We start from the raw sequence: 26,761 nt of genomic DNA on the forward strand, positions 1-26,761 counted from the left end.
TCTTATTAATCCGTACCGCGGCTGACATCTTTAGTAGGATGCATGAATGGGTAGGCTTGAGGCGGCTTTTTGCTTTCAAGGAGTTCTTTGTTTTCCGATGTATTCCAGCCGATATCATTTGTCGGATGAATCCAATCCTCACCTGCCATCACTGCAGGATCTGTTTCATCGCTCCAGTTTTCCAGCGGTGAACTGTCAGAAGAATAATAACTGTCCCCAATGGTTACGCCAAAAGAATTCTTGAAAGGCGGCTGAAGTTTCATGCCTGTGTCTTTAAAGCTCGGTGCTTCTATTTGATGTGGAAGTGTCTCATCAATGCCAATGCTCTTGTTATCTTTATTCTTTTTATTAGTCATATCGCTCATTCCTTTTTACTCTATTTTTTGCACCGCAGTAAAATTTATGATTGTAAAATAAGGAAGACTCAGATAGGAATGAAACCATGTTTTTTACTAAAAATAAAGCTGTGTTAAACCTTAAAATGGATTTAGCACTATGAAATATTTTTTCAGGGGGAGATTGGGATGGCCAAACGAAAAGCTGAGTATAATGCAGTTGAAAAATACAGCAAGACGCCTAAGAAGAACCTTCAGGAATCAGAGTTTTCAGCAGAATTCAGCCAGGGAGAAAATCCCATGAAAATGGCTAACCGCAACTCCAAGCATGGGGAAGAGGGAAGAGCCTAGTGGATCATAATAAACAACGAAAAAAAGGACGGCAAAATGGCTCGGCCAATGTTGAATTCGGTATGGAGTTTGGTGATATAAATGCCGGAAAACTTTATGAGCTGCCATTTATGAACCGTGATAAAGATAATAAGAAAGATCGGGATAAATGCTAAAAAAAAACCGGCAGATTTCTGCCGGTTTTATCAATCATGTATAGGGCCAGTAAAGATGGAAACTTTTTCTGAGCTTGAGTCGAAATAGGCAAGCAAAACTGAGTCTCTCTTTTCAATTATTCCATCCTTAATATATTTTTCAATATCAAAAGATAATCTTTCACTTAAGGTATGTTTGTATATTTCTTTTTCATTCAGCTGAAGGCTTAAGAAGTCTTCTCCCAGCTGGATTGGATTTTCAAGCAGAGACTGGTAAAGCTTTGATCTCTCGGATTTTTCAAAGCTTGGCTGCCACCAGGGTTTTCTTGGCTTGTATTTTTGTTTTGAAATATAGTCAAGCTTCATAAGGCCTTCTGCTATCTCCAAATCAGCAATGTTTTTTGACTGCAGGAATTCAAAAAGCCGTTTGAAAAGATCCTCAAGCTGATGGCCAATTCTGGACCATCCTTTTTGTTCCCAATAACTGCCGAATTCCTGGAAGAAATCGAATGGAGTCGGAAATACTTTTGTAACTAAATATTCAACAGTCGCATCCATTCTATGATCATTCCAATATTTCTCTAATACATCTTCAACCTGTTTAATGCGAATGATGTCATCAAAGGACAAAACATTATTTCCAAGTATTTCATATGGAGAATGGTCCATATAAATATATTGATGTTCTTCTGCTCTCAAGCGAAGCCCGGTGCCTCTCAGCATTTTTAAGAAGCCGAGCTGGAGCTCTTCCGGCCGCATTGCAAATACATCGTTGAATGTTCTTTTGAATGAATCATAATCTTCCTCAGGAAGTCCGGCAATTAAGTCAAGATGCTGGTCAATTTTCCCTCCATCCTTTACCATTGTGACTGTTCGGCAAAGCTTGTTAAAGTTCTGCTTCCTCATGACCAATTCATTTGTATAGTCGTTTGTAGATTGCACACCAATTTCAAATCGGAATAATCCTGCTGGAGCTTCCTTGTTTAGAAATTCAATCACTTCAGGTCTCATGATGTCGGCAGTGATCTCAAATTGAAAGACAGTACCAGGCAGATGTTCATCAATTAAAAATTGGAACATCTCCAAGGCATAACTGCGGCTTATGTTGAATGTGCGGTCCACAAATTTAAGGGTTTTTGCGCCATTCCTCATTAAATATCGGATGTCGTCCTTAATTTTATCCCTGTCAAAGTATCGCACGCCTACTTCAATAGAGGAAAGGCAAAACTGGCAGCTGAATGGGCATCCCCGGCTGGTTTCTATATAAGTGACCCGTTTAGAAAGGTGGGGAATATCTTCTTCAAAGCGGAATGGCGAGGGCAGCTCGCGCAAATCCAGCTTATTCCGCTGAGGATTAATACGAACCTGGCCATTTTCCCTGAAAGCAAGACCATGCACATTTTCCATATTCATTGTGCCATTCAGCTCTGTAAGCAGCTGTTTGAACGTTTCCTCACCTTCACCGATAACAATGTAATCAAATTCTTTTACATTGTTCATCCAATCCGCAACATCATATGTTACTTCAGGTCCTCCGACTGCAATATGAATGGAGGGGTCAATCTTTTTAATCATTTTAATGACCTTAATGGTCTCTTCGATATTCCATATATAGCAGCTGAATCCGATCACATCAGGTTTTTTGCGGACCAGATCTGTAACGATATTCATTACCGGATCTTTAATTGTATATTCGGCTAATTCCACATCGAAATCAGGCTGAGCATATGCCTTTAGATAGCGGATCGCTATATTTGTATGAATGTATTTGGCATTAAGCGTACTGGCGATAACTTTCATTTATTTTTGAACTCCCTTTTTAGCTACTTAAACATCATATAATTGTATCATATTTTTTAATGAAAAAAAGGAAGTAAAACATTGACATATAATAAGGAAAATAAATTATACTAATTATTATAATATTTATAAAAATTCAACAATTTGTATTATAACTATAGTAAGATAGTAGAAAAATATAATATCTAGCTGGGAGAGGGAATGAATGAAGGTAAGTCTTTTTGCAACATGTCTGGTAGATATGTTTCAGGGAAATGCAGGCAAGGCAGCTGTTGAACTGCTAGAACGCCTGGGATGTGAAATAGATTTTCCGGATGCACAGGTCTGCTGCGGCCAGCCTGCCTACAACAGCGGCTATGTGAAGGAATCAAAGGAAGCTATGAAAAGGATGATCACAGCATTTGAACATGCAGAATATGTTGTTTCCCCTTCTGGATCTTGCGCTTATATGTTTCAGGAGTATCCTCATGTTTTTAAAGGTGACTCTGTGTGGGAACCCAGAGCAAAAAAGCTTGCCGAAAAAACATACGAACTTACTCAATTTATTGTTGAAGTTCTAAACGTTGACGATGTAGGTGCAAAATTAAAAGGAAAGGCCACCTTTCATACATCCTGCCATATGACCAGGCTTCTTGGAGTGAGAGAAGCACCTATGAGATTATTAAAAAATGTGAAGGGTCTGGAATTCGAAGAGCTTCCCGGCAAGGAGCAATGCTGCGGTTTTGGCGGTACTTTCTCCGTGAAAATGGCTCAAATATCTGAACAAATGGTAGATGAGAAGGTTGGACATATAGAGGAGACAGAAGCAGAAATTCTCATTGGAGCTGACGCGGGGTGCCTGATGAATATTGGAGGCAGGATCGGTAGGCAGGGAAAGCCAATAAGGGTTATGCATATTGCTGAAGTGTTAAATTGCCGCTAAGCAATTAATGGACATGCTTTCTTAAAAAGCAGGATAGACAGATTTGAACGTTGATCATTGTCTAGCATAAGCAGCCTGGCGCCTCGTGTGACACTGGCGGGTAAGGCGCTTGCGCTTAAGGGGGAATAGAAATGGCTATGAAAATAGGAACAAACGACTTTAAGGATCGTGTAGATTCCGGAATAAGCAATTCCTTTATGAGAGGGGCAGTTTCAGGTGCACAGGAAAGGCTTCAGACAAGAAGGCTAGACGCTGCAGCAGAACTTGGAAATTGGGAAGAATGGCGGTCGCTTTCAGAAGAAATTCGCCAGCATGTACTGGAAAATCTTGATTTTTACTTATACCAGCTCAGCGAAAATGTAGCTAAAAGGGGAGGGCACGTTTATTTTGCTGAAACTGCTGAAGAAGCCTCTGCCTATATACGGGAAGTAATTGAAAAGAAGAATGCAAGAAAAGTAGTTAAATCAAAATCGATGGTAACCGAAGAGATTCATTTAAATGCCTCACTGGAAGAGGCCGGATGCCAGGTCATTGAAACTGATTTGGGGGAATACATCCTTCAGGTAGACGACCATGATCCCCCTTCACATATAGTGGCGCCTGCCCTTCATAAGAATAAAGAGCAGATTCGGGATGTTTTTGCAGAAAAATTGAACTATCAGAACACAGAAAAGCCGGAAGAACTTGCGTGGCATGCGAGAGAAATGCTGCGCCACGAATACTTAACCGCCGATGTTGGCATTACGGGCTGCAATTTCGCTGTTGCTGAAACCGGTTCAATCACATTAGTGACTAATGAAGGCAATGCAGATCTTGTCACTGCCTTGCCTAAGACGCAAATTACGGTAATGGGCATGGAAAGGCTGGTCCCGACTTACGAGGAAATGGAAGTGCTTGTAAGCATGCTGACAAGGAGCGCTGTTGGACAAAAGCTTACGAGCTATATTACTGTTCTGACAGGTCCAAAAGAAGAACTCGATGTCGATGGTCCTGAAGAATTCCACCTGGTTATAGTGGACAATGGCCGCTCTTCGATTTTAGGAGGAGAGTTTCACTCCATTCTCCAATGTATCCGCTGTGCTGCTTGTGTAAATGTTTGTCCCGTATATAGGCATGTTGGCGGTCATTCCTACGGATCCATCTATTCAGGCCCGATTGGAGCGGTCCTGTCACCCCTTTTAGGCGGCTATGATGATTATAAGGAATTGCCTTATGCATCAACACTTTGCGGAGCCTGCACGGAAGCCTGTCCAGTCAAAATCCCTCTTCATGAACTTCTTCATAAACACCGGCAGGTAATTGTCGAAAAAGAAGGAAGAGCTCCCATATCGGAAAAGATGACCATGAAGGCTTTTGGACTGGGAGCAGCTTCACCGTCCCTTTACAAACTGGGGTCAAAGCTGGCACCGGCAGCCATGAATCCATTTACCGCAGGCGACAAAATTACAAAGGGACCAGGCCCATTAAAGGCATGGACAGAAATCAGGGATTTTCCAGCTCCTAATAAAGAAAGATTTCGCGATTGGTTCAAAAATCGGCCGAAAGGAGGCGGACAGCAGTGAATGGAACAATTCAGAATCGAGATGCTTTTTTAAGTAAAATTGCAGGCAGATTAGGCAGAGAAAAAAGAGTTACTGGAGTGGAAAGACCAAAATGGAGCTTTAACCCGCAGGATGCAGTCTTGAAAGAAGCAGATGCTGATGAGCTTCTTGAAGCATTAAAGACACAGTGTACGAAAATCCACACTGATCTTGTTGTAACCAATGCTGACAATTTGACTGAAACGCTCAAAGAAATTGTAGCCCAATATGGCGGGGGGCCAGTTGTGACCTGGAAGGATGACCGCTATAGACAGTTTGGGCTTACACCGCTATTTAAGGAAATTTGGCCAAAAGAGAAAGTAGAGGTATATGAGTGGGATTTTTCTGAAGAAAGAAGAAATATTGACTACGCAGAACATGCTAACATCGGAATTACGGTCAGTGAGATAACTCTGGCTGAATCCGGCACAGCAGTCTTGTTCAGCAGCAAAGATCACGGGCGGACAGTCAGCTTTCTCCCTGCTGCTTCTATCATCCTTATTCCGAAGAGCACCCTGGTCCCGCGTATGACACAGGCTGCAAGGATCATTAGGGAAAGGGTAAACTCAGGGCAGCTGGCACCTTCCTGCATTAACTTCATTACTGGACCAAGCAACTCCGCTGATATTGAGATGAACCTCGTTGTTGGTGTACATGGGCCTGTAAAGGCTGCGTATATTGTTATTGAAGATTTATAATGCCTTTGACACCTGGCATTCTGGTTTGTTAGTACGAGAAAAAAACGCCAACTTTTGTTGGCGTTTCAGGCTGTCGACAAACTCGATGAAAATCGTGCTTGTCTGCAGTCTTTTTTATTTTAAAATAGAAGTAATACAATGCTTGAGGTGATTTAAATGCTTTCAAAACATAATCCAATTCAACGGGATCAAATTGAAATGGTTGCTTTAGACGAACTTGTACCGGCGGACCATTTGGTCCGCAAAATTGAAGCGGCGATTAATTTCTCATTCATCTATGACTTGGTAAAAGATAAGTATTCAGAAAAAGGCCGCCCAAGTATTGACCCTGTAATATTAATTAAACTCACATTTATTCAATATACCTTCGGTATTCGCTCCATGCGTCAAACAATTGAAGAATTGAAAACGAATATGGCTTATCGATGGTTTTTAGGATATGGCTTTCACGATAAAGTTCCTCACTTCTCAACTTTCGGTAAAAATTATGAGCGCCGATTTAAAGACAGCGATCTCTTTGAACAAATATTTTACCGAATCTTAAAAACCGCAGCTGAAAAGAATTTAATTAGTGCTGAACACGTTTTTGTAGATTCTACTCATGTAAAAGCGAGTGCAAATAAACGCAAATTTGAAAAGAAAGTTGTTCGAAAAGAAACCCGTGCTTATCAAGAACGCCTTCAAGAGGAGATTAACCAAGACCGCGAGGATCATGGAAAAAAGCCGATTCCACCAGATAAGTTTGATAAAGAAGAATACAAAGAAATCAAGGAAAGTACAACAGATCCAGAGAGTGGCTACTATGTAAAAGATGAGCGTACAAAACAGTTCGCTTATTCTTTCCATGCGGCCGCAGACCGCAACGGCTTCGTGTTAGGCGCAATTGTAACCCCTGGTAACACGCATGATAGTCATATTTTAGAGCCATTGGTAGAACAAGTCATTGAGAAAGTTAGTAAACCAAAAGCTGTTGCGGCAGACGCAGCCTATAAAACACCTGCTATCACGAGCTACTTATTGAAAAACGACATCACACCTGCTTTACCTTACACACGACCTCGCACAAAAGAGGGTTTCTTCAGAAAACATGAGTATGCTTATGATGAGCATTTTGACTGTTACATTTGCCCAACTGGTGAGATATTAAAATATACTACAACTACAAAGGAAGGGTATCGTCAATATAAATCAGATCCTCGAATTTGTGCTGGATGCCCTTTCTTGTCTCAATGCACACAGAGTCAAGCACATCAAAAAATGATTCAACGTCATGTGTGGGAGGAACATGTGGAAGAAGCAGATCATCTTCGCCACCATCAAGACGTCAAACCGATCTATGAAAAACGCAAAGAAACAATTGAACGAGTATTCGCAGATGCAAAAGAAAAGCATGGCATGCGTTGGACAACCCTCAGGGGACTTAAAAAAATGTCGATGCAGGCGATGCTTACTTTCGCTGCCATGAATTTGAAGAAAATGGCCAACTGGACTTGGCAAGGTCCAGAAATGGCCTAAATGATAACCTCGGAGAGGTCTGCAATTCTCTGTAATTACTTGAAGTCCTACAAAAAATCAAAAAAAGAGTTCGGAATGAGACTATTCCGAACACTTTTTGTCTACAAACTGAAACGCCAACTTTTGTTGGCGTTTTTTTCTGAAAGCGTCCCAGGCGAGATCAGCTTCTATAAGAGGAAGAAGGTTTAGAATATCAGTAGCTAATTTATTTGAAATGTTCACATTTTCTATGATGGAATGACATTTAAAAACATAAACAGAGGGGAATTTGTTTTCAAAGATAAAGTTTGGATTGGAGCCGACAGTGATTTATTGCAGCTTTATGGGAGAACGAATTGTTATATTGAGTTCTTTAAAACCGGTACTACAAGAAGTGCATATTTCGGATTTGGTAGCGTCAGCAGCGAAGGTCTCACTGTAAGAAATGAAAGGCCAGGCGGTGAACTAACCCTTGTAGCCGGATCTTGTGGGAATGTTAATATTCTGAGGAATGATTTGAAAGTACGTTCAACCACTTATACTTCTGATGAAGAACTAAAAAGTGAAATTGAATTGTATACCAAATCTGCACTAAAAGAAATCCTTGCAACTCCTGTGAAACAGTATTACTTAGAAGGTGATATTCCGGGAGTAGATAAAAAAGGCTTGGTCTTACCTATCAGGAAGCGCCTGTTGATATTGTAACACCACAAAAGGCGCTTTTGGGTATGCAATAGACGTTATGGAATGGAAAGCCATTCAGGAATTATCCCCAAAATTAGATGTGGCGCTTACAGAATTAGAAAATCTAAAAGCCCAAATAGGAGGAGAAATTACATTATGAGAGGAGATAATCAAAAAATTTCTATAGACCCTTATCTTCAAAATGAACTTGGAAAACTAAAACACGAAAATATTATCTTGAAGGCACAATTTAATGTGGTTTCTCAAAACAAAGAATTGCAGCAGAAAATCCAGGAACTTGAAAATAATCTAATTGAATCAAAGGAAGCAAATGGTACAAAAGAACCTAAGATTTAAGGGTTCTTTTTATTACCTTCAAAGGAGGTATTGTAAGTGACAAATGAGGCGGAAACAATGGATTTATGGAAGACATCTGTAAAGAAAGACATTGAAGAAATGAAAGGTGATATTCGCCGGCTACAGGATAAAACACTCTTACAAGACCAAATAATCCAGAACATCCAAGGTGACCTAAAGGAAATTAAAGAAGATACTAAAGAACAATTACAAATGCCATTATTATGTCCGTTTTCACTGCTATAATTGGCGGCGGTATTGCAATTATCTTTACAGTGTTTAAAGGTTAGGGAAAGTAAATTACTTTGTAGAAGAACTATTAATGCAAAATGGAGATAGTTGCCGTTACTTGATGCAGAAGGTTTTCATTTACTACCTTATAGAGTGCTCAATGTGGAAAAGAATATAAATTTTAGCCACTTAAGTCCATATAGCTGGACAAGCACAAGATATCCTTATATGGAGGTTGGTTATCTTGAAGGAGACGGTTAATGAAAATATGTACGACAAAGAAATTGCAGAAATAAAAGGGGATCTTAGAGATATTGAGAATCGGGTGAACAATCTTGAAAAAATTACAACTCGACAGGATCAACAAATTATTTCAATAAATGAAAAGCTAAATAAAATTGACGAAAATACAACATGGATAAAAAGAACAATTACAGCAGCCATTATCACAGCAATCAGTACTGGAATCATTGGGGGAGCGATTGCAATTTTTTATAATGTTTTAAGAGGGGGACAATGAACATGATCAACTGGAAGATTCGCTTTAAAAATCCTGTATTTCTAGCACAGTTATTTCTAGCTTTTTTTGCACCAATACTAGGATACTATGGTTTGACTGCACAGGACCTCACTACTTGGGGTTCTGTTTTTAATTTGCTGGTCGGAGCTTATTCTAATCCATATGTTTTACTGCTGATAGTGGTGAGTGTGTGGAATGCTTTAAATGATCCTACAACAAAAGGAATAGAGGATAGTCAACAAGCAAAACGCTATCAATGGCCTAAATAAGCTGCCCTTTTGGGTGGCTTTTCTTATTCCTTAAAGGGGGTGAGGGTCATGTGAGTTAAGGACAGCAGTACAAGCAGTTAATAGATTTGTGAATAAAAATATTATTAGAGGTGATTTAAATATGGTAAAACTTTTTATTGATCCAGGTCACGGCGGCACTGATCCAGGTGCAGTAGGAAATGGTCTTCAGGAAAAGAATTTAACACTTCAAATCGCTACACGTATAAAAGATATTCTAACCCTTGAATATGATAATATTTCCATCCGTATGAGCCGAACTGGAGATCAAACAGTATCTTTATCTGAGCGTACAAATGCTGCCAATGCATGGGGAGCTGATTACTTCTTGTCAGTTCATATAAACGCAGGCGGGGGAACAGGATATGAAGACTATGTTTATCCAGGAGTTGGAGCACCTACGACCACCTACCAAAACAATATTCATGCTGAAGTAATTAAGTTGGTAGATTATTATGATCGCGGTAAAAAGCAGGCAAACTTCCATGTACTTCGTGAAACATTGATGCCTGCTTTGTTAACTGAAAATGGATTTATTGACAATGCCAATGATGCAACAAAGTTAAAATCAAGCACATTTATTGAAAATTTAGCCCGTGGACATGTTAATGGAATTGTGAAGAGCTTTAATCTTCCCAAGAAGAGTTCAGCGGTCTACCACACTGTTGTATCTGGAGATACTGTATATTCTTTAAGCAGAACCTATGGGAGCACAATCCAGCAGGTCCGGGATTGGAACAATCTTGATGCAGACTATACTATCTATGTTGGTCAGCGCTTACGTGTCAAATAATAAATAAACCCTTTTTCGATCGAGAGTGGTTATGGAAAATCAAGCCCATCATGGTTTAGCAATTGATGGATTAGTAGGCAGGAATATTTCGTGCAAACTAATCTAAAGGTCAGCCCTGGATGAACAATCCGGGGCATTATTTTTTTCATAAACAAAAAGTTCCACTTTGGAACAATCAAATTATTCAAGAACCCTTTGTGTTATTTTTAGCGTATTAGTTGTTTATAAAGGAGGAATGAAAGATTTTATATCTTTTATATATAGTTACTTGCCTGGCAGTTACAGTTTTCTTCAGCGTTCTGGTTTGGTATTTAATCTATATAGGTGCAGCTGGCGTCGCGGTTGTGGCTTCAATTATATGGTTTGGGTTCATTGTTGGGTTCTTGACAGAAAGAGAAAACAGGGAAAACGATAGGTCGCTTTTTAGCAATCAATATTAAAAACCCTACTCACTCGAGAGGGGCTTTAGTATATTACATCTTTAATTTTCTCCCCGGGTACTCCATAATATCTCGCCAACTTTTCAAGGTCCTCCAGTGAGGGATTAATTTTGTTACATTCGTAGTAACTGAGTTTTTAATATAGATCCCAGTAGCTTCTGCTACTTCTTTTTGAGTCTTGTTCTTTTCGAACCTTAACATTCTTAAATTGATACCTATACTTCCATACATGTTATCACCCAATAATTATTTCGGCAAGAATTACCTGACTTTAATCCAGCAGGCAATATAAAAAGCTCCATCCGAAGAAAGGGCTTATCTAGTCATAGCAACTTTACAGTTGCAAAACTCATTATAGAATATAAGTATTAAAACGGCAAAGCAGCCTTCAGGATTGATTTCCTTCACATTCTCAGTAATATCATTCTTAAATAGGGAAAAAAATTATCTATAAAATTAAAAGGCGTTTGGAAAATGAGGACATTTCCAAATGCCTTTTGTCTACACTGTAAACCAGTTATATAAAACTGGTTTTTTCATTTCTCAGTCAATTGTTTTTTTTATTTCATCCAAATAACTGTATACGGTAACTTTTGAAATACCAAGCTTTTCTGCCACTTTATCTACAGATCCTTTGATTAGAAATATCCCTTTCTCATCCATAAACTTGATTAATTTAATTTTTTCTTTTCTTTTTAACTCTTCGGTTCCGTAATTGGCAATAATGCGATCTATTAAATCGTCTGCAATTTCTACTACATTTTCCATAAGTTCCACATTTTCTTTTTCTTTTTCTTCCTCATCTTGTCCAATACCCATAAAATCATCTAGAAATTCCTTAAAATGAATCATGCTTTCCAAACTATAATTAACACAAAGTGCCCCAATAACTTTTTCGTTCGAATCTCTAATTAAAGCAGTAGATGATTTTATTTCCTTTCCATCGTCGGTACGTATTTTATAATTTGCCAAATAATCGTTCTCAAATTTACTAGATAGAAGCACTTGCTTCACTAGGTGATCGAAAGCCTGTCCAACTTTTCTTCCTGTTACATGATTATTAACAGCGTAAATCACTGAGTTTTGAGGAACGGTTAAGTCATGAATGACGACCTCACAATTCCGTCCAAAAGTCTTTGCGATTAAATTAGCGATTGGGATGTACTTTTTTAATTCTTTATTATTGATATTCATAAGATGGTCCCTTCTTTTTAAACGATATCTATTTATTTGAATCATTTCTAACATGAAATATATATTTTTTTATATAAAAATCCTTATTGTGTTGACTTTTGTATAACTTTTTATATAATTTTAATAAATAATAATGATTTAGTTTTATTTTATATAATTTTTTATGTGTTTTCAATTTAAAATATATAAAATTTTCTTTTCTTGAATTGAATAGTTAATCTCCTTTGTAATTTTTACAATTAACTTAAACTAATTACTACTTTGGTCATCGGTTAGTTGATAAAAAAGTTTTTTAAATCCTACCTACTCAATTGCAACCATGAAAATACTCACTCCCACAAGCTTGTCAAAAAAATAAAAAGGAGCCGATAAAATGAAATATGTTGAGTTAGATACACCAGCACTTTTAATTGATAGAGAAATAATGATGGATAATCTTCGCTTCATGCAAAATTACGCTAATGAACATAAAGTACATTTACGTCCACATACCAAAACTCATAAAATGCCTAAGCTTGCTAGATTACAAGAAGAATTAGGCGCAGTTGGAATTACAGTAGCAAAAGTCGGTGAGGCTGAAATTATGGCTAAAAACGGCTTGAAAAACATCTTTATTGCCAATGAGATTGTTGGAAAATCAAAAATTCAACGAATTAGAAAATTAGCTGAGACCATCGATATCTCGTTTGGTATAGATAATATTTACCATGTAACTGAAATTGAAGAAGTATTCAAAGGAGCAGAGAAAAAAGCCCAGGTTCTAATTGAAATTGAAGTAGGAGAACAACGCTCAGGGATTATTGAAGAAAGTGATTTCAGAACACTATTAGAAAACGTAAAGGCTTGTAAACATGTTGAACTTAGAGGGATTTTTTCACATGATGGGCATTCCTACAAAGCTGAAAACATTGATGAATGTAAAGAGCTTTATCTTGAAAGTGTAAACCGAACCTTGCACTTTGCAAGAATAGCAGAAGAGATGGGAGTTAAACCTGAAGTAATAAGTATTGGCTCGACTCCTCCTTTCATGCTCAATTTCGAGATACCGGACGGGGTTACTGAAATTAGGCCTGGTACCTATATTTTAATGGATTCCTCACAGGCAAACGTTATTGGCACATATGAGCGATGTGCAGCATCGGTCCTTACAACAATCATCAGTAAACCTACTAATGAACGGGTGATTACAGATGTTGGGGCAAAAGGAATTACAGCCCAAACACGAAGCGAGGGCCATACAACCACAAATGGTTTGGGGCGTATAAAGGAGTTTGAAGATGTCTATATTCACGGTGTTTTCGACGAACATGCGATCATTTACAATGGAGATTTCCGTAATCAAGTAAATATTGGAGATAAAGTACAAATTATCCCAAACCATATTTGTCCGGTTTGTAATTTATATGAAAAAGCTTATTTGCTTTCCAAAGGCGAAGTTGTTGAAGAAATCCCTATCGACTGCCGGGCAAAACTGCAGTAAATAATTTTGTATTCTCAGTTTCAATTATAAGATCTCTTATAGAGTTTGGACTGATTGAATCAGTTTATTCACAAATTTGATAATGGAAAGGATGAGTTACAATGATCGATTTAAGTGCAATGGGAAACACTGAGTTTCTACTTCTTAGTAGGTCTGAAATTGCCTCCATGATTTCATCTAATGATTACTTAACGGCAATGGAGAGTGCTTTTAGAAAATGGTCTGAAGGTCGAGCTCTAGTTCCAGGATTAATGCACGCGGATGTAGAAGACGGAGAATTTCATATTAAGAGTGGCGGACTTAAAATTGACAAGACGTATTTTGCACTGAAAGCAAATGGCGGATTTTTCGGAAATTGCACCAAATTCGGCTTACCAAACATTATCGGATTGATTATACTGTTTGATGGTTCGAATGGGAGACCCTTATCCATCATGGACTCAACGGAAATCACCTCAAAGCGTACTGCTGCAACAACAGCAGTGGCAGCAAAATATCTTGCCCGTTCAGACTCATCAACAGTCACTATTTGTGGCAGTGGAAACCAAGCGAGAGTTCAGCTGAAGGCTCTTATGAATGTCATTTCTTCTATCTCTCAAGTATACGTATGGGGAACTAACCAGAACAAGATAGAAAAATTTTCGAAAGAAATGTCAGAGGAGCTTAAAGTGAACATTGAGGCTACTGATAATTTAGCCGATGTTGCACCTAAAAGCGATATTATTATTACTTGTACTTCTGCAAAAAAATTCTTTCTGCACGAAGAGTATGTTCGCCCTGGGACCTTCATTTCTGCAGTTGGTGCAGACAGCCCAGATAAACAAGAACTTGACCCGCAACTTTTGGCAAGTGGAAAACTAGTTGTGGATATTCTAGAACAATGTGCACATGTAGGAGAGCTCCATCATGCTATGGATGCAAATCTAATGTCTACTGGGGATGTTTATGGAGAATTTGGGGATATTGTTACTGGTAAAATTGATGGACGAACAAATTCTGAGGAAATTATTATTTTTGATACCACAGGTAGTGCGATTCAAGATACAGCTGCTGCAGTCGCTGTATATGAAAAAGCTATATCACTTGGCAGAGGAAAACTTTTAAATATTTACGAATAATATTTAATGGAAAATAAGAGCTTTAGTAGTTTCCAACATTAAAACTGTTTATAAGAAGGATCTGTTGAGAAGGTCGCATCTAAGTTAGGCATTTCCAAAGTAGTTATTTGGATGAAATCAAAAATAAGTCAAGTTAAGGGGAATCAAATGAAAAGCATCTTTGAAGTAGGAAATTTAAAATCTAATGGACACTATGCATTAGCAACAGTTCATCAGAACACTGTCTATGTATCAGGGCAATTTGCCATTAATCCAGAAACCGGTGAAAAGAAATTTGGCACAATCGAAGAAGAAACATTACAAGCACTTAAGAATGTGGAAATGATTGTAGAAGCAGCTGGAAGTAAAAAAGAGAAGATTTTGCGTATGACATTATATACTCCGGACGTGAAATTATGGGATAAAGTAGATGCTGTTTTTAAGGAATTTTTCGGTGAACATAAACCAGCACGTACCGTTGTACCAACTAATCAATTACATTTTGGCTTCAAAATTGAAATTGATGCCATTGCATATATTTAGTCATATTTTTTTCCTGTTTTGTATGAAAAAATCTAGTTAATATCATTTAAAGGGTTGATTAACGATGAAACAATTTATTTGTAACAGTTGTGGGAAAAAGCATGATATTACACCAACTATATGGAAATGTGAATGTGGGGGAGTATTAAACATAGTAAAAGATACCCCGAAAGTTGATATTAAAGCTTGGAATAACTATCCAAACTCATTATGGCGTTATTTTGAAACTATGCCATTCGCAAAAGATTCTAAGACATGGGAATCCGTGACAATGGGTGAAGGTCAATCACCATTAATCGTTCTAGATCCTATGGAGCCAAATACGTATGTAAAAGTTGATTATATGATGCCTACATTATCCTTTAAAGATCGAGGGGCCGTTGTTTTGATGACGAAGGCTAAAGAATTAGGGGTATCAAAGGTCATTGCTGATAGTAGTGGTAATGCAGGTACGGCGATTGCAGCTTATGCAGCACGTTGTAATATTGCCTGTGATATTTATTTAAGCGACGAAACATCCCCGAAAAAAATTGCTCAAGTAAAAGCTCATGGTGCAACGATTAAAGAAATTCGTGGTACACGAGAGGACATTGCAGCTGCTGCCCAAAAAGCAGTAAAAAATGAAAATGTATTTTACGCAAGTCATGTGTATAATCCATACTTTTATGAAGGAACAAAAACATATGCTTATGAAGTTTTTGAACAATTAAAAGGTGCGCCTGATGCATTAATAATTCCAGTTGGTAACGGTACACTTTTACTTGGTGCATATTATGGTTTTAAAGAGTTATTGGGAAATGGATTAATAGAAAGAATGCCGAAAATCATTGCTATCCAAGCAGCGAATTGTGCGCCTCTTGTAAATGCCTACAAACATGGTGAGGTAACAGCGAAACCTATTATGAACGAAGGTACTTTAGCGGAAGGGATCGCCATTGCAGCTCCAGCACGTTCAAAACAAATTTTAGAAGCTGTACGGGAAACAAATGGTACATTTATTGAGATTCAAGAAGATGAGATTCTAAGAGCACGGGAGAAGCTTAGTGAAAAAGGTTTTTATGTTGAAGTGACATCAGCGACCAACTATGCCGGTTATTTAAAATATGGAAAAAAATCGGATGAAAAAATAATAATACCTCTTTGTGGTGCAGGTATAAAATCGAAATAAACCAAGAGGAGCTAGTTGGATGTAATAGAGAATATAGGAGAGAAGCATGGAAAGTAAGCCAACGATAAAAATTATTGGAACCGGTGGAACAATTGCAGGGGCTGGAACTTCGAGTACAATGACCACAGGCTATCAACCAGGAGCTTTGTCTATTGATGACTTATTAAAAGAAGTACCGGATTTAGTCAACATTGCAAATTTAAAAGTTGAACAATTGTTTAATATTGATAGTGTTGATATGACAACAGAACGACTATTGACACTGAGTAAATATATCAATGACATATTATTAGATGAAGAAATAGATGGTGTTGTGATCACACATGGTACAGATACACTGGAAGAAACCGCCTATTTTTTACATTTAGTGATTAAAAGCCATAAACCAGTCGTGATTGTTGGAGCAGTAAGACCTGCAACAGCGATAAGTGCAGATGGTCCGTTGAATATCTACAATGGTGTAAAAGTTGCTTGTAATCAAGAAGCTCATGGAAAAGGTGTATTAGTTGTCCTTAATGACCGAATTGGTTCTGCACGTTATATCACTAAAATGAATGCTACAGCAGTCGATTCGTTTAAAGCTCTCGAACAAGGTTATATCGGATCAATTGTTGGTGGGAAAGTTTATTTTTATTATAAAGATATCACCTATCTTCATACGACTGAAACCATATTTGATGTTAGCTCCATTAGTAAGCTGCCTAAGGTTTCAATTATATATACTCATCAAGGAGATGAACGATATTTATACGACGCAGCCGTTCAAGCAGATACAAAGGGAATCATTGTAACTACTGCTGGGGGCTATACAATCTCTAAAGAAGCAGAGGCTGGAATTCATGATGCGATAAACAAAGGGGTTATCGTCATACGATCATCTCGACTCAATACGGGAATTGTTAGCCGTACTGATATGGATAATCAACACGCATATATCGTATCTGAATCATTAAATCCTCCAAAAGCAAGGATTCTTCTTATGCTAGCATTAAACTTAACAAATGATAAAAATGAGATTCAACAGTATTTTCATATATACTAATTTTTTGAGTGTCCCTTAGAAGAATGAAAAAAAAAGATTTGATTTTTCACGATTTCATTCAACGAATGATTTTTGAAGGAAGCGAAGATTCACGGTGTGAAAAAAATGGTGTAATGCCAGAAAGAATAAGGTGGATTATTATAAAAAGTTTGGTTTAAGAGACCAACTCCAGTTTTATAGGAGAGGGGAAATGCTAGAGTTCTAAAAAATTTAGTAGAGGAGATCAAAAATGGATATTATAGCTTTAAGGCGAGAGTTTCATATGCACCCTGAGGTTGGATTTACTGAATTTCGAACGGCTTCAAAGATAGTGGAGCTGTTAAACTCGCTTGGATATCATTTAATCTATGGGAGAGATGCAATGGACGGAGATTTTATGAGAGGAGTTCCATCCAATGCGGTTTTAGAGATGGCATATCAAAGGGCATTACTGGATGGTGCTAATCCGAATATACTTCAGAAAATGAAAGGTGGCTATACTACTGTAATTGGAGTTTTAAAAGGTATAAAACCGGGTCCTACCGTTGCATTTCGTTTTGATATGGATGCCTTGCCAATTGCAGAGAGTCAGGATGAGAACCATTATCCTAAAGTAAATGGTTTCCGTTCAAAATATGAAGGGAATATGCATGCTTGTGGGCATGATGGCCATACTGCCATAGGCTTGGGGCTCGCTGAAAAACTGGCGGATGGTCAGTTTGCTGGGACAATAAAGCTGATATTTCAGGCAGCAGAGGAAGGAGTTCGCGGAGCATATGCAATTGTACAGAAGGGGTTATTAGATGATGTGGATTATATGTTTTGTCATCATCTAGGTGCAGATGTTCCGACTGGTGAGTTCCATGGTGGTTCAACGCACTTCCTTTCCTCCACGAAAATGATAGCTCACTACTATGGTGTTGCTGCTCACGCAGGCGGTAATCCGGAAATGGGTAGAAATGCTTTGTTGGGTGCTAGTACCGCCTTATTAAATATACATGCTATCCCGCGCTTTAGTACAGGACCCACCCGAGTTAACGTAGGAATCTTAGAGGGTGGAACAGCAACTAATATCATTCCCCAATATGCAAAAATGAATATTGAGACTAGGGGTCTTACCGAAGAGGAGAATAAAGATTTGGAGGAGAGAGTTAGAAATATCATTACTCACAGTGCATCTATGCATGAGCTTGATCATCAAATTGAAGTTATTGGTGCCGCTATCCCAATTACCTGTGACAATGAACTGGTTGAGTTAACTATAGAAGAGGCAAAGCAAGCAGAAGGATTTACAACATTTGGAAATGGTGATGGTAAAGGACTCGGGAGTGAAGATGCTAGCTTTATGATAAAACGAGTCCAAGATTTAGGGGGAAAAGGGACTTATATGATTGTAGGTTCCACTATACCCGCACCGCATCATAATCCAAAGTTTGATATTGAAGAAGAAATTCTTCCGCATGCAGTTGAATTGTTTAACCGAATTGCACGTCGAATATTAAAATAATTATTATTTGGATTTAGGTTATCGGTCACAAAGTGAATAATCATAACTTATTTGAAGTGTTTATCAGCATAAATTTGAGAAGTCCCGATTAATGTGATTCCTCTATTACACTTTTTTATGTTTAATATATTCATGTGTTATTGAAGATGAATGTAATTAACTAACGGATTCTTAACTTCAACATTAGCTGCTAATCAGGCAGCTTTTTCTTTTTAAACAACACTGATGTCTTAACCAACAACAGGGGCTTTAGTGGCCGATTAGAGGTATGAAATCATAAATAAAAATCGGTTCGACCCCAAACCGACCCCAAACTTGGTATTCTAAGGATTAGGAATAAACATATTGAATAAAATAAAAAGCGCAAAACCCTTGATATAAATGGGTTTCGCGCTTTTCTTTTGTAGCGTCCCAGGCGAGATTCGAACTCACGACCTACAGCTTAGGAGGCTGTCGCTCTATCCAGCTGAGCTACTGGGACATATTGGCGTAAGTATATTTTTTGTAGTGCAGATAAGACTGGTATATCCTGTTTTTTCCTCTGCAAGCCCAATACAAGGGAGCAAATGCGTCGAAACAGAGCTACAGGGATGTAATTCAGGGATGTTTACGCTTAGCTGAGCTACTGGGACAAAATAATATAACACAGTTATTTATTATAATCCCATAATCAAAAATGGTCAATAGTTATGACTAAAGTAAAAACCGGCCATTAATACATGACCGGTTTCTGTTCTAACTTGTAAGTTTTTTACGATAAAATCTGGCATATGCCTTTGATCTATCTTTTAGCTTCTTTAGCTGTGATGTTCTCAGTTCTATAATAGGCTGCGCAAATGAAGTAATCAGTTTGCTTGAGAGAAGCAAAGTCAGCAGCAGCGATATTCCGGCAAGCAGCAGGAAGTTTTCCGGTTTGCTGAAAAAGCCCTGTACATCACTTTCCCTGAATACCCGTACAAAGAATCCGTGAAGCAGATAGACATAAAGTGTATTTTTTCCTAAATCAGTAAAGAAATATTGTTTGCGGGGCACAAAAGCAAAGAAGCTAAATACCATTATTAAACTTAGGACATAAAAGCCCAATCTCGTTAAGACTGCCCCAATTGAAGCTGCCCCCATTTCAGTATATGGCTTTGAGCCAAGCAGCCACTTATAATCCACTTCAGGATAGAGGTAAAAGCCTATAAAGACTACAGCAAAGATTGCTAATGCACTAATTCTGAACTTTGGCTGGAATAGCGCATAGAAATGCTCCTTCTTTAAATAATAACCCAATAGGAATAAAGGAAAGAACACAAATGTTCTCGATAAACTTAAATAGTTTGAAATCCAATCGGCATATCCAACAGCAAGCCCAATGATAAAAGCAGCTGCCAGGGAATAAACCGCTTTATACTTTGCAAAGAATAAAAGCATGATATTCCAGCAAAACATACTGATCAGGAACCATAAAGACCAATGCGGGTTAAAAGGATCCAACTCAAAGGTGCCTTTATTATATAAAAAATAATAGAAGATCGAATAAATAACCTGAAAAATAATATATGGCAGTATGAGCTTTTTTGCAATTTTCTTTATATAGCCTTTTTTATAAAAGCCTTTTGCAAAAAAACCGGATACCAGTATAAATGCTGGCATATGGAACGTGTAGATTACCTTATATAAAGTATAGATTGTTTCATTATCTTCAATAAAAGAGCGGAGTAAATGTCCGAAAACGACAAAGAAGATTAAAATAAACTTCGTGTTGTCGAAGTAATAGTCACGTTGTTTCATAAGTCCTCCTCTATTAAAGACCCCCATAAATACTCTTTCTTTCTTTACCCACTTTAACATGAAGCAAACTTCTTTTCTCGTGTAAATAGAAGGTTTAATTTACAGAAAAAGTAAAAACTTCTAACTCTGAAAATGCTGTCATACTAATTAGAAATTACTGTTATACAAATAAATATTGCTTGTTACTTCATATATTATATGGCTTGAATGGATTTAATTTAAATCTGTTTCAAATTTTATTTAAAGAAAATCATTTTTGTCGCAGATAAAAGGGAGTAGTCCGATTAGTATGTCATGACTGATGCTGACGTGAGAAAATCAGGTTTTTTAAGGTAAGATTTTAAAGGGAATAGGTGCAGGGAAGGCTTTATTAAAATGAAAAATTGGAAAAATAATCTTCAAATGTCTTTTTTGTTCTATTATAATGAATTGAAAGAATAGTAAAAAAGAATTAGGTACATACTAGTTCAATTGTTCGCATCTGGTTCAATCATAAAGGGGGAAGTTATGTTGAAAGGGGTAAGAAAATTTATACCTGGCAATAAGGAAAGAAAAGAATCGTCCAGGTCAAAAAAGTTTAAAATAGGCAAGTATTTAAATAAAATGGCGAGCACGAAATGGTGGAGGAACCTGAAGCTTGGCCAGAAATATGGGGTTGCGCTTTTTGTGACCATTGGACTATTCACGGTTTCCACCGTTCTAACTTTCTTCTTGCTGACAATTGCCAATTCAAAACTGGAGACTGTTAAGGATTCTGGGGAAAAAGCCATTAAGATTACAGAATCAGCGGCCACTTTTCATCATAAAGGGAGCACGATTGGAAACTTTATCATTGACTCCAACCCCAAACATTTAAAAACATTTGATGAGCTGACAGAGGATTTTAATAAATTGAAAGAGGAAATTTCTCCGGAACTGAGCGATTCAAAATCAAAAACCCTTTTTAGGCAAATCGATGAAAATGATCAAAAAATCACCAGTTTATTTCATGATGTCATCGAGCCAGAAGTAAAACTGCAGCATGCAAGAGAATATAGGCTGGGGAAATTGCAGGCAGATAATATTATTTCTGAAACGGTTGATAAGTTAAATACCCTTGGCAGAATGATGAAGGAGGATCAGCAAAAGGCTGTGTCTTCTGCCAAATATGGTCTTATCCTTACTTTAATAGTACTTGGTATTTCAATCATCATTTCTGCTATCCTGGGAATCGCGAGCATCCTTTTTATTGGAAGTATAATTTCTAAAAAACTAACTGCCATTGTCCAATTCTCAAATGAAATTGCAGGAGGAAACCTCAATGCAAATTCAGTGGAATATGAAGGTGATGATGAAGTAGCACAGCTTAGCAGAGCCATGAACTCCATGAAAATAAAGCTGCAGACCATGATTCAGGAAATTAATGCAGTTTCTGGGTATGTGACAGAAAGAAGCGGAGAACTGAATATTGCTGCAAATGAAGTAAAAGCAGCCAGTCAGCAGGTGGCTTCAACCATGCAGGAACTGTCCGGAGGAGCCGAGGATCAGGCGGGTTCTGCAACGCGTTTATCTTTAATGATGGACGAGTACCTGGAAAAAGTGAAAGAAGCTTCATACAGCGGTAATGAAATAAAGAGTGCTTCCACAGAGGTGCTATCGCTTACTGAGAATGGAAACAAGCTAATGAAAGAATCCCAGGAACAAATGAGATTAATTAACCAAATAATGAAGTCTTCTGTTGACAAGGTAAATGGACTTGATGATCAGACAAAACAAATCTCCAGATTAGTTAAGGTTATAAAGGAAATTGCAGACCAGACCAACCTTCTGGCATTAAATGCAGCAATTGAAGCTGCCAGAGCCGGTGAGCATGGAAGAGGTTTTGCAGTAGTGGCAGATGAGGTGAGGAAACTGGCTGAGCAGGTATCATTCTCGGTTTCAGATATCACTAAGATTGTCGGGGGTATTCAAACGGAGTCAAACAGTGTGGCCACATCCCTTCAAACAGGCTATGTTCAAGTTGAAAAGGGAACCGGGCAAATTCAATTGACAGGACAAACATTTCAGAAAATTTATGAGGCAGTTAACTCAATGTCCAATAATGTCAGTGACATTTCCCGCAGCCTCGAGCAGGTATCCATTAATTCTGCCCATATGAACCAGTCCATTGGCAATATTGCCGCAGTGTCTGAGGAATCTGCGGCAGGCATCGAACAAACGAGTGCATCAATGGCTCAGACTAACCATTCAATGGAGGAAATCTCAGAAAATGCACAGTCCTTGTCGGAATTGGCAGAACAATTAAATGAGATGATTGCAAAATTCAAATTGTAAAATCCAGGCATACTCTCTACACAGGGTATGCCTTGTCCTTTCCCTAGACATTTGAGATGAAAAATTAATAAGACAGTTTTCTCGGAGATTTAAAGGTTTTAGTCAGATATTGTAGAAATATTTAATTAATTGCATATCCCAATAGGAGGAAATAGAGTGGTCATTATGAATCAAGAAATCAGGAGACTCTATGCCAGGATTGAGACTTTGGAAAAGGAAAATAATATTTTGGCCAATAATCATTCACTTAAATATAATATATTCTCACGCTCAAATGATGGAATTTTAATTTTTGATAGCCAGGAGAGAATTGTTGATGTCAATCCATCATTTGCTGAAAGTATAAAGACTGATAAACAAGACCTGATCGGCAGGAGACTGTCTGATATCGTGCCGAAAAATAGACATTTCAAGCTTGAAAAGCAAAGGGAATTATTAAAGAAGAAGGAAAGTGTCAGGGGCATTCTGCCAATATATAACGGCAGAACGATAATAGAGTTTGATTTTACTACCAGCATCCTTAATGAGGACGGTCTTTATATGTGTATATTAAGAGATGTAACGAGTAAGCGGCTCCTCGAACGAAAAGTGAAAAAGAATGAAGAGCTGTATGCTGACCTATTTATTGAAGCCCTGGATGGAATCATTTTTTGGCGTGGAAATGGTGAGATCATTGATGCGAATGAAGCTGCTTGCCGAATTTTTGAATGTACTCATGATGAGCTTCTCAATAAAAAGATCAAAGATTTTGTATATGAAAAATCGGAAAGATACAAAAGCATTGTTAAAGAGATGTTCGTTAAGGGAAGCATACGGGATGAGCTAGTTTTTCTTATGCCAAATGGCCAGTTCAAATCTTTGGAGTTTACAGTGAAATTGAACTCCGTTGAAGGCTACCATATGACAATCTTTAGAAATGTCAGTGAGCGTCACGCTATGGAAAAAAGCTTGAGGGAAAGCGAACAAAAATTTCGCATGATATTTGAAGGTGCCCTTGAAGGGATTCTGCTCTGGAACAATCAGTTTGAAATAGTCGATATTAATCAATCAGGTCAGAGAATGCTCCAGATGACAAAAAAGGAGCTTATTGGTGTTTCGCTGCATAGTATTTTAAATGACTGCAATATAACCGATGATGAATTAAAGGAGCAGATAAAAAACATACACTCTGCGGGGCAATCAGACGGTAACCTTTCCATTACTCTGAAATCAGGCAGAAAGAAATTTTTTGAGTTTTCCAACAAGCTGAATATTTTTTCTAATATCAGTATGACAACATTTAAAGACATTACTGAGAAGCTGGAAATGGAAGAACAGCTTCGGAAATCAGACACTTTGCATGTGATTGGAGAATTGGCAGCAGGGATTGCCCACGAGATAAGAAACCCCATGACAGCACTTAAAGGCTTTATACAGCTGCTTGAGGACAGTGTGAAGGAAGATCATACTATGTATTTCAATGTGATTACCACTGAGCTTAGCAGGATTGATTCAATTATTAATGAATTTCTTATACTTGCTAAGCCTCAAGCTGTCAAATTTGTGGAAAAAGACATATCTCAAATCATGAAGGAAACAGTCGATCTCCTTAGTGCTCAGGCTGTGCTCCATAATGTTCAATTCAGGACTTATTATGAAAAGAATTTGCCCAATGTTTTCTGTGAATCCAATCAAATGAAAAAGGTCTTTATCAATATTATAAAAAATGCCATTGAAGTCATGCCTAAAGGTGGATATATTACTGTATCCATTCAGAAAGGGTTTGACCATAAAGTTCACATATCCATTAGGGACGAAGGGACAGGAATTCCTGCGCATAAAATAAAAAAGCTTGGTGAACCTTTTTATACTACAAAGGAAAGAGGCACTGGACTTGGCTTAATGGTTACATATAAAATTATTGAAGAACACAAGGGAACAATTGAAGTGGAAAGCAAATTGGGGGAAGGAACTGTATTCCACATCCATTTGCCCTATTCTTTAAAGGCGGGAATGAAATGAAAGGCAGAGTTTATTCTAAAACATACACACCGGCAGGAGACATTTACATTGTCATTGAGAATGGAATCCTTTCGGCTTTATACATTGGGGAAGAAGATTTTCTCGAAGGGGAAGACGTTTTATCATTGAAATTGGATCCCTCCGACTCTTTAATTAAAAGGTGTACAAATCAGCTTGAGGAATACTTTGAAGGGCATAGGAAAGAGTTTGACATCCCCATAGAACCTCATGGCACTGAATTTCAAAAGGCAGTCTGGAAAGAGCTGTGCCTAATCCCATTTGGAGAGACAAGAAGTTATCAGGACATTGCTTTTAAAATAGGGAGAGAAAAAGCAGTGCGTGCCATTGGTCAGGCAAACAAGGCCAATCGCCTTCCGATCATTATTCCATGCCATCGCGTGATTGGAAAAAATAAATCGTTAACGGGTTATGCAGGAAACAGGACTGAAATTAAAGAAGTACTGCTAGCACTCGAAGGGTCTAATTATATAAAATAGCTCAATCTTAACAATCACCTCTTAGGTGATTTTTTTATGGGGGTATTATATATATGGTTGACTGAATGAGTGGGATTCGATTATCATCTAATTAGATATCGATCGAAATGAGGGCGCTGAAAATATGCAATTAAATCGTTTAGTAGCTTTTTATAAGACAATGGGAGACCCAACCAGAATCAGGATTGTTTTTCTCCTTGCCAAAGGTCCTTTGCATGGACAGGCGATAGCGGGGAAGCTTGGTTTAACTCCGCCAACCATTACTCATCATTTAAATAAACTGAGGGAAATAAACCTTGTTTATCAGAGAAGAGATAAAAATACTGTTTATTTTTATTTAAATGAATCCGTACTGAAACATCAATCAGGTGTTCTTGCAAAATTGGCAGATAAAGAGGAGGTTAAGAAAATGGAAGAACAAAATATAGAAAGCCAGAAGGTTATTGAAAATTTCTTTACCAAAGATGGAAAGCTGAAGAATATTCCTGCACAGAGGAAGAAGAGACTCATGGTTTTTGAGCATCTAATCAAAGGATTGAAAATGGGGAAAAAATATGAAGAAAAAGAGCTTAACGAATATATTCAACAGTATCATGAAGACTATGCTACGATACGCAGAGAATTTATTATAAATCATTATATGTACAGGGAAAATGGCATTTATGAATTAAACCCTCCGGAAATGTGGGCGAAAATAGAAGGGTAAAGCAAGGCAGGGCCCCAGTTAGGGCCCTGCATGCCTTCAATAGTAATAATCCGGTTTGCGATCGGTAAAAATCGGAATCATGCTGCGGACTTCTTTCACTTTATCCAGGTCTATCTCAGCATATAGGATTTCTTCCGTTTCAGAACCTTCTGCAAGCACTACTCCCCAAGGATCTATAATCATCGAATGGCCAGCAAAGACATTGTCAGGATCAGACCCGGAGCGGTTGCATGCAATTACATAGCACTGGTTTTCAATGGCACGCGCAATCAAAAGTGCCCGCCAATGTGCCAGCCGGGCCAATGGCCATTCAGCTACTACAAATAAAGCTTCAGCACCTTCCGCTGTATGGGTCCGCACCCACTCAGGAAAACGGATATCATAACAAATCATCCCTGCAAACTTCCTATTTTCCAGTGAAAAAACTCCCTTGGCTGTCCCGCCGTTCAGATAGAGATGTTCATTCATCAGCTTGAACAAGTGCAGCTTGCTGTATTCATGTATAAGGTCACCTTGGTTATCTACAATCAGCAGAGTGTTGTAAATGCCTTCGGGTGTTTTCTTTGCAACAGATCCGCCAATCATATGAACCCGATTGCTCTGTGCGGCCTTTTTCAAAAAGACTAGCGATGATTCTGCATCCTGGTCTGCAATTTCACCCAATCTGGTCAAGTCATAACCAGTCGTCCAAAGTTCCGGCAGCACAATAACATCCGGTTTATCCCTAAGCGCCTTTTTAATCATGATTTCGGCTGCTTTAAAATTATCCTCAGGTTTTCCAAATGCAATATCCATTTGCAAACAGGCAATCTTTAATTTCATAAAACTCCCC

27 protein-coding genes, 1 tRNA gene and 1 pseudogene are annotated in these 26,761 nt (G+C 38.0%); 22 read left to right on the forward strand and 7 right to left on the reverse strand.

Translation table 11 applies throughout. The annotated features are described in order from the left end of the window. Window positions 1-5 precede the first annotated feature (5 nt). Entirely contained in the window at window positions 6-356 is a 351-nt protein-coding gene (locus tag AC0VZ9_RS08630; RefSeq protein ID WP_071160464.1) for a DUF3905 domain-containing protein, read from the reverse strand. Between the two features lie 168 nt (window positions 357-524). Between AC0VZ9_RS08630 and AC0VZ9_RS08635 the strand changes: the two genes are divergently transcribed. Beyond that, a complete protein-coding gene (locus tag AC0VZ9_RS08635; protein WP_019381612.1) occupies window positions 525-686 on the forward strand; it encodes a hypothetical protein in 162 nt (53 codons plus the stop codon). Continuing rightward, window positions 686-841: a hypothetical protein gene (locus AC0VZ9_RS08640; RefSeq protein WP_009331079.1), complete on the forward strand. Its 156-nt coding sequence runs from the start codon at window positions 686-688 to the stop codon at window positions 839-841. Before AC0VZ9_RS08635 ends, AC0VZ9_RS08640 begins: the two co-directional genes overlap by 1 nt. A gap of 30 nt (window positions 842-871) precedes the next feature. On the opposite strand, the gene AC0VZ9_RS08645 is transcribed toward AC0VZ9_RS08640, so the two are convergent. Further along, entirely contained in the window at window positions 872-2,620 is a 1,749-nt protein-coding gene (locus tag AC0VZ9_RS08645) for a B12-binding domain-containing radical SAM protein (protein WP_475397265.1), read from the reverse strand. 205 nt (window positions 2,621-2,825) lie between these two features. Between AC0VZ9_RS08645 and AC0VZ9_RS08650 the strand changes: the two genes are divergently transcribed. From AC0VZ9_RS08650 to AC0VZ9_RS08695, 10 genes are all read left to right on the forward strand, one after another. After that, entirely contained in the window at window positions 2,826-3,542 is a 717-nt protein-coding gene (locus AC0VZ9_RS08650; protein WP_009331077.1) for a (Fe-S)-binding protein, read from the forward strand. 131 nt (window positions 3,543-3,673) lie between these two features. Beyond that, window positions 3,674-5,104, forward strand: a complete 1,431-nt coding sequence (locus tag AC0VZ9_RS08655; RefSeq protein ID WP_009331076.1) for a LutB/LldF family L-lactate oxidation iron-sulfur protein — start codon at window positions 3,674-3,676, stop codon at window positions 5,102-5,104. Further along, window positions 5,101-5,820 carry a LutC/YkgG family protein gene (locus AC0VZ9_RS08660; protein ID WP_009331075.1) on the forward strand — a complete coding sequence of 240 codons (720 nt, stop codon included), beginning with the start codon at window positions 5,101-5,103 and terminating at the stop codon, window positions 5,818-5,820. The genes AC0VZ9_RS08655 and AC0VZ9_RS08660 overlap by 4 nt, the downstream gene beginning before the upstream one ends. A 156-nt stretch (window positions 5,821-5,976) precedes the next feature. Further along, on the forward strand, window positions 5,977-7,335 hold the full coding sequence (locus AC0VZ9_RS08665) for an IS1182 family transposase (RefSeq protein ID WP_064328220.1): 1,359 nt from the start codon (window positions 5,977-5,979) through the stop codon (window positions 7,333-7,335). A 237-nt stretch (window positions 7,336-7,572) separates the two neighbouring features. Then, window positions 7,573-8,019, forward strand: a complete 447-nt coding sequence (locus AC0VZ9_RS08670; protein WP_252246150.1) for a hypothetical protein — start codon at window positions 7,573-7,575, stop codon at window positions 8,017-8,019. A 135-nt stretch (window positions 8,020-8,154) separates the two neighbouring features. Then, the gene (locus tag AC0VZ9_RS08675; RefSeq protein ID WP_071160458.1) at window positions 8,155-8,355 is read left to right on the forward strand and encodes a hypothetical protein; all 201 of its coding nucleotides are present in this window, start codon (window positions 8,155-8,157) and stop codon (window positions 8,353-8,355) included. 36 nt (window positions 8,356-8,391) lie between these two features. Further along, the gene (locus AC0VZ9_RS08680) at window positions 8,392-8,601 is read left to right on the forward strand and encodes a hypothetical protein (RefSeq protein ID WP_019381616.1); all 210 of its coding nucleotides are present in this window, start codon (window positions 8,392-8,394) and stop codon (window positions 8,599-8,601) included. Between the two features lie 229 nt (window positions 8,602-8,830). Beyond that, the gene (locus tag AC0VZ9_RS08685) at window positions 8,831-9,106 is read left to right on the forward strand and encodes a hemolysin XhlA family protein (RefSeq protein ID WP_019381617.1); all 276 of its coding nucleotides are present in this window, start codon (window positions 8,831-8,833) and stop codon (window positions 9,104-9,106) included. A 2-nt stretch (window positions 9,107-9,108) separates the two neighbouring features. Beyond that, entirely contained in the window at window positions 9,109-9,375 is a 267-nt protein-coding gene (locus AC0VZ9_RS08690) for a phage holin (RefSeq protein WP_026041693.1), read from the forward strand. 121 nt (window positions 9,376-9,496) lie between these two features. Continuing rightward, window positions 9,497-10,186 carry an N-acetylmuramoyl-L-alanine amidase gene (locus tag AC0VZ9_RS08695; protein ID WP_475397266.1) on the forward strand — a complete coding sequence of 230 codons (690 nt, stop codon included), beginning with the start codon at window positions 9,497-9,499 and terminating at the stop codon, window positions 10,184-10,186. 465 nt (window positions 10,187-10,651) lie between these two features. Here AC0VZ9_RS08695 and AC0VZ9_RS08700 read toward each other — a convergent pair. Next, window positions 10,652-10,747 (reverse strand): annotated as a pseudogene (locus AC0VZ9_RS08700) (helix-turn-helix domain-containing protein); the annotation flags it as partial. A 422-nt stretch (window positions 10,748-11,169) separates the two neighbouring features. Further along, a complete protein-coding gene (locus AC0VZ9_RS08705) occupies window positions 11,170-11,820 on the reverse strand; it encodes a helix-turn-helix transcriptional regulator (protein WP_071160454.1) in 651 nt (216 codons plus the stop codon). A 373-nt stretch (window positions 11,821-12,193) separates the two neighbouring features. Here AC0VZ9_RS08705 and AC0VZ9_RS08710 point away from each other — a divergent pair, with 373 nt between their 5' ends. The 6 genes from AC0VZ9_RS08710 (at window position 12,194) to AC0VZ9_RS08735 (ending at window position 18,636) form a co-directional block, all read left to right on the forward strand. Next, window positions 12,194-13,300, forward strand: a complete 1,107-nt coding sequence (locus AC0VZ9_RS08710) for a D-TA family PLP-dependent enzyme (protein WP_251266719.1) — start codon at window positions 12,194-12,196, stop codon at window positions 13,298-13,300. Window positions 13,301-13,401: 101 nt separating this feature from the next. Continuing rightward, the gene (locus AC0VZ9_RS08715; RefSeq protein ID WP_252246153.1) at window positions 13,402-14,418 is read left to right on the forward strand and encodes an ornithine cyclodeaminase family protein; all 1,017 of its coding nucleotides are present in this window, start codon (window positions 13,402-13,404) and stop codon (window positions 14,416-14,418) included. Between the two features lie 147 nt (window positions 14,419-14,565). After that, the gene (locus AC0VZ9_RS08720; protein WP_475397267.1) at window positions 14,566-14,940 is read left to right on the forward strand and encodes a RidA family protein; all 375 of its coding nucleotides are present in this window, start codon (window positions 14,566-14,568) and stop codon (window positions 14,938-14,940) included. Window positions 14,941-15,004: 64 nt separating this feature from the next. Continuing rightward, complete coding sequence (locus AC0VZ9_RS08725; protein ID WP_475397268.1) at window positions 15,005-16,108, forward strand: threonine synthase; 1,104 nt, start codon at window positions 15,005-15,007, stop codon at window positions 16,106-16,108. A 46-nt stretch (window positions 16,109-16,154) separates the two neighbouring features. After that, a complete protein-coding gene (locus AC0VZ9_RS08730) occupies window positions 16,155-17,150 on the forward strand; it encodes a type II asparaginase (protein WP_475397269.1) in 996 nt (331 codons plus the stop codon). A 229-nt stretch (window positions 17,151-17,379) separates the two neighbouring features. Beyond that, window positions 17,380-18,636: an amidohydrolase gene (locus AC0VZ9_RS08735; protein WP_251157584.1), complete on the forward strand. Its 1,257-nt coding sequence runs from the start codon at window positions 17,380-17,382 to the stop codon at window positions 18,634-18,636. Between the two features lie 407 nt (window positions 18,637-19,043). Here the strand turns inward: AC0VZ9_RS08735 and AC0VZ9_RS08740 are convergent. Together AC0VZ9_RS08740 and AC0VZ9_RS08745 are read right to left on the reverse strand one after the other, a co-directional pair. Beyond that, window positions 19,044-19,117 (reverse strand) — tRNA-Arg (locus tag AC0VZ9_RS08740). 254 nt (window positions 19,118-19,371) lie between these two features. Further along, on the reverse strand, window positions 19,372-20,412 hold the full coding sequence (locus tag AC0VZ9_RS08745) for an acyltransferase family protein (RefSeq protein ID WP_071160342.1): 1,041 nt from the start codon (window positions 20,410-20,412) through the stop codon (window positions 19,372-19,374). Window positions 20,413-20,919: 507 nt separating this feature from the next. Between AC0VZ9_RS08745 and AC0VZ9_RS08750 the strand changes: the two genes are divergently transcribed. The 4 genes from AC0VZ9_RS08750 (at window position 20,920) to AC0VZ9_RS08765 (ending at window position 25,929) form a co-directional block, all read left to right on the forward strand. Continuing rightward, window positions 20,920-22,725 carry a methyl-accepting chemotaxis protein gene (locus tag AC0VZ9_RS08750; protein WP_019381629.1) on the forward strand — a complete coding sequence of 602 codons (1,806 nt, stop codon included), beginning with the start codon at window positions 20,920-20,922 and terminating at the stop codon, window positions 22,723-22,725. A 165-nt stretch (window positions 22,726-22,890) separates the two neighbouring features. After that, complete coding sequence (locus AC0VZ9_RS08755) at window positions 22,891-24,726, forward strand: PAS domain-containing sensor histidine kinase (RefSeq protein WP_251263804.1); 1,836 nt, start codon at window positions 22,891-22,893, stop codon at window positions 24,724-24,726. Next, window positions 24,723-25,223: a methylated-DNA--[protein]-cysteine S-methyltransferase gene (locus AC0VZ9_RS08760; RefSeq protein ID WP_019381631.1), complete on the forward strand. Its 501-nt coding sequence runs from the start codon at window positions 24,723-24,725 to the stop codon at window positions 25,221-25,223. The genes AC0VZ9_RS08755 and AC0VZ9_RS08760 overlap by 4 nt, the downstream gene beginning before the upstream one ends. A gap of 124 nt (window positions 25,224-25,347) precedes the next feature. Then, the gene (locus tag AC0VZ9_RS08765) at window positions 25,348-25,929 is read left to right on the forward strand and encodes a DUF2087 domain-containing protein (protein ID WP_009331068.1); all 582 of its coding nucleotides are present in this window, start codon (window positions 25,348-25,350) and stop codon (window positions 25,927-25,929) included. A gap of 36 nt (window positions 25,930-25,965) precedes the next feature. On the opposite strand, the gene AC0VZ9_RS08770 is transcribed toward AC0VZ9_RS08765, so the two are convergent. Then, window positions 25,966-26,751 carry a carbon-nitrogen family hydrolase gene (locus AC0VZ9_RS08770; RefSeq protein ID WP_009331066.1) on the reverse strand — a complete coding sequence of 262 codons (786 nt, stop codon included), beginning with the start codon at window positions 26,749-26,751 and terminating at the stop codon, window positions 25,966-25,968. Window positions 26,752-26,761 lie beyond the last annotated feature (10 nt).

The organism is Cytobacillus sp. QJM3NY_8 (assembly GCF_056173585.1).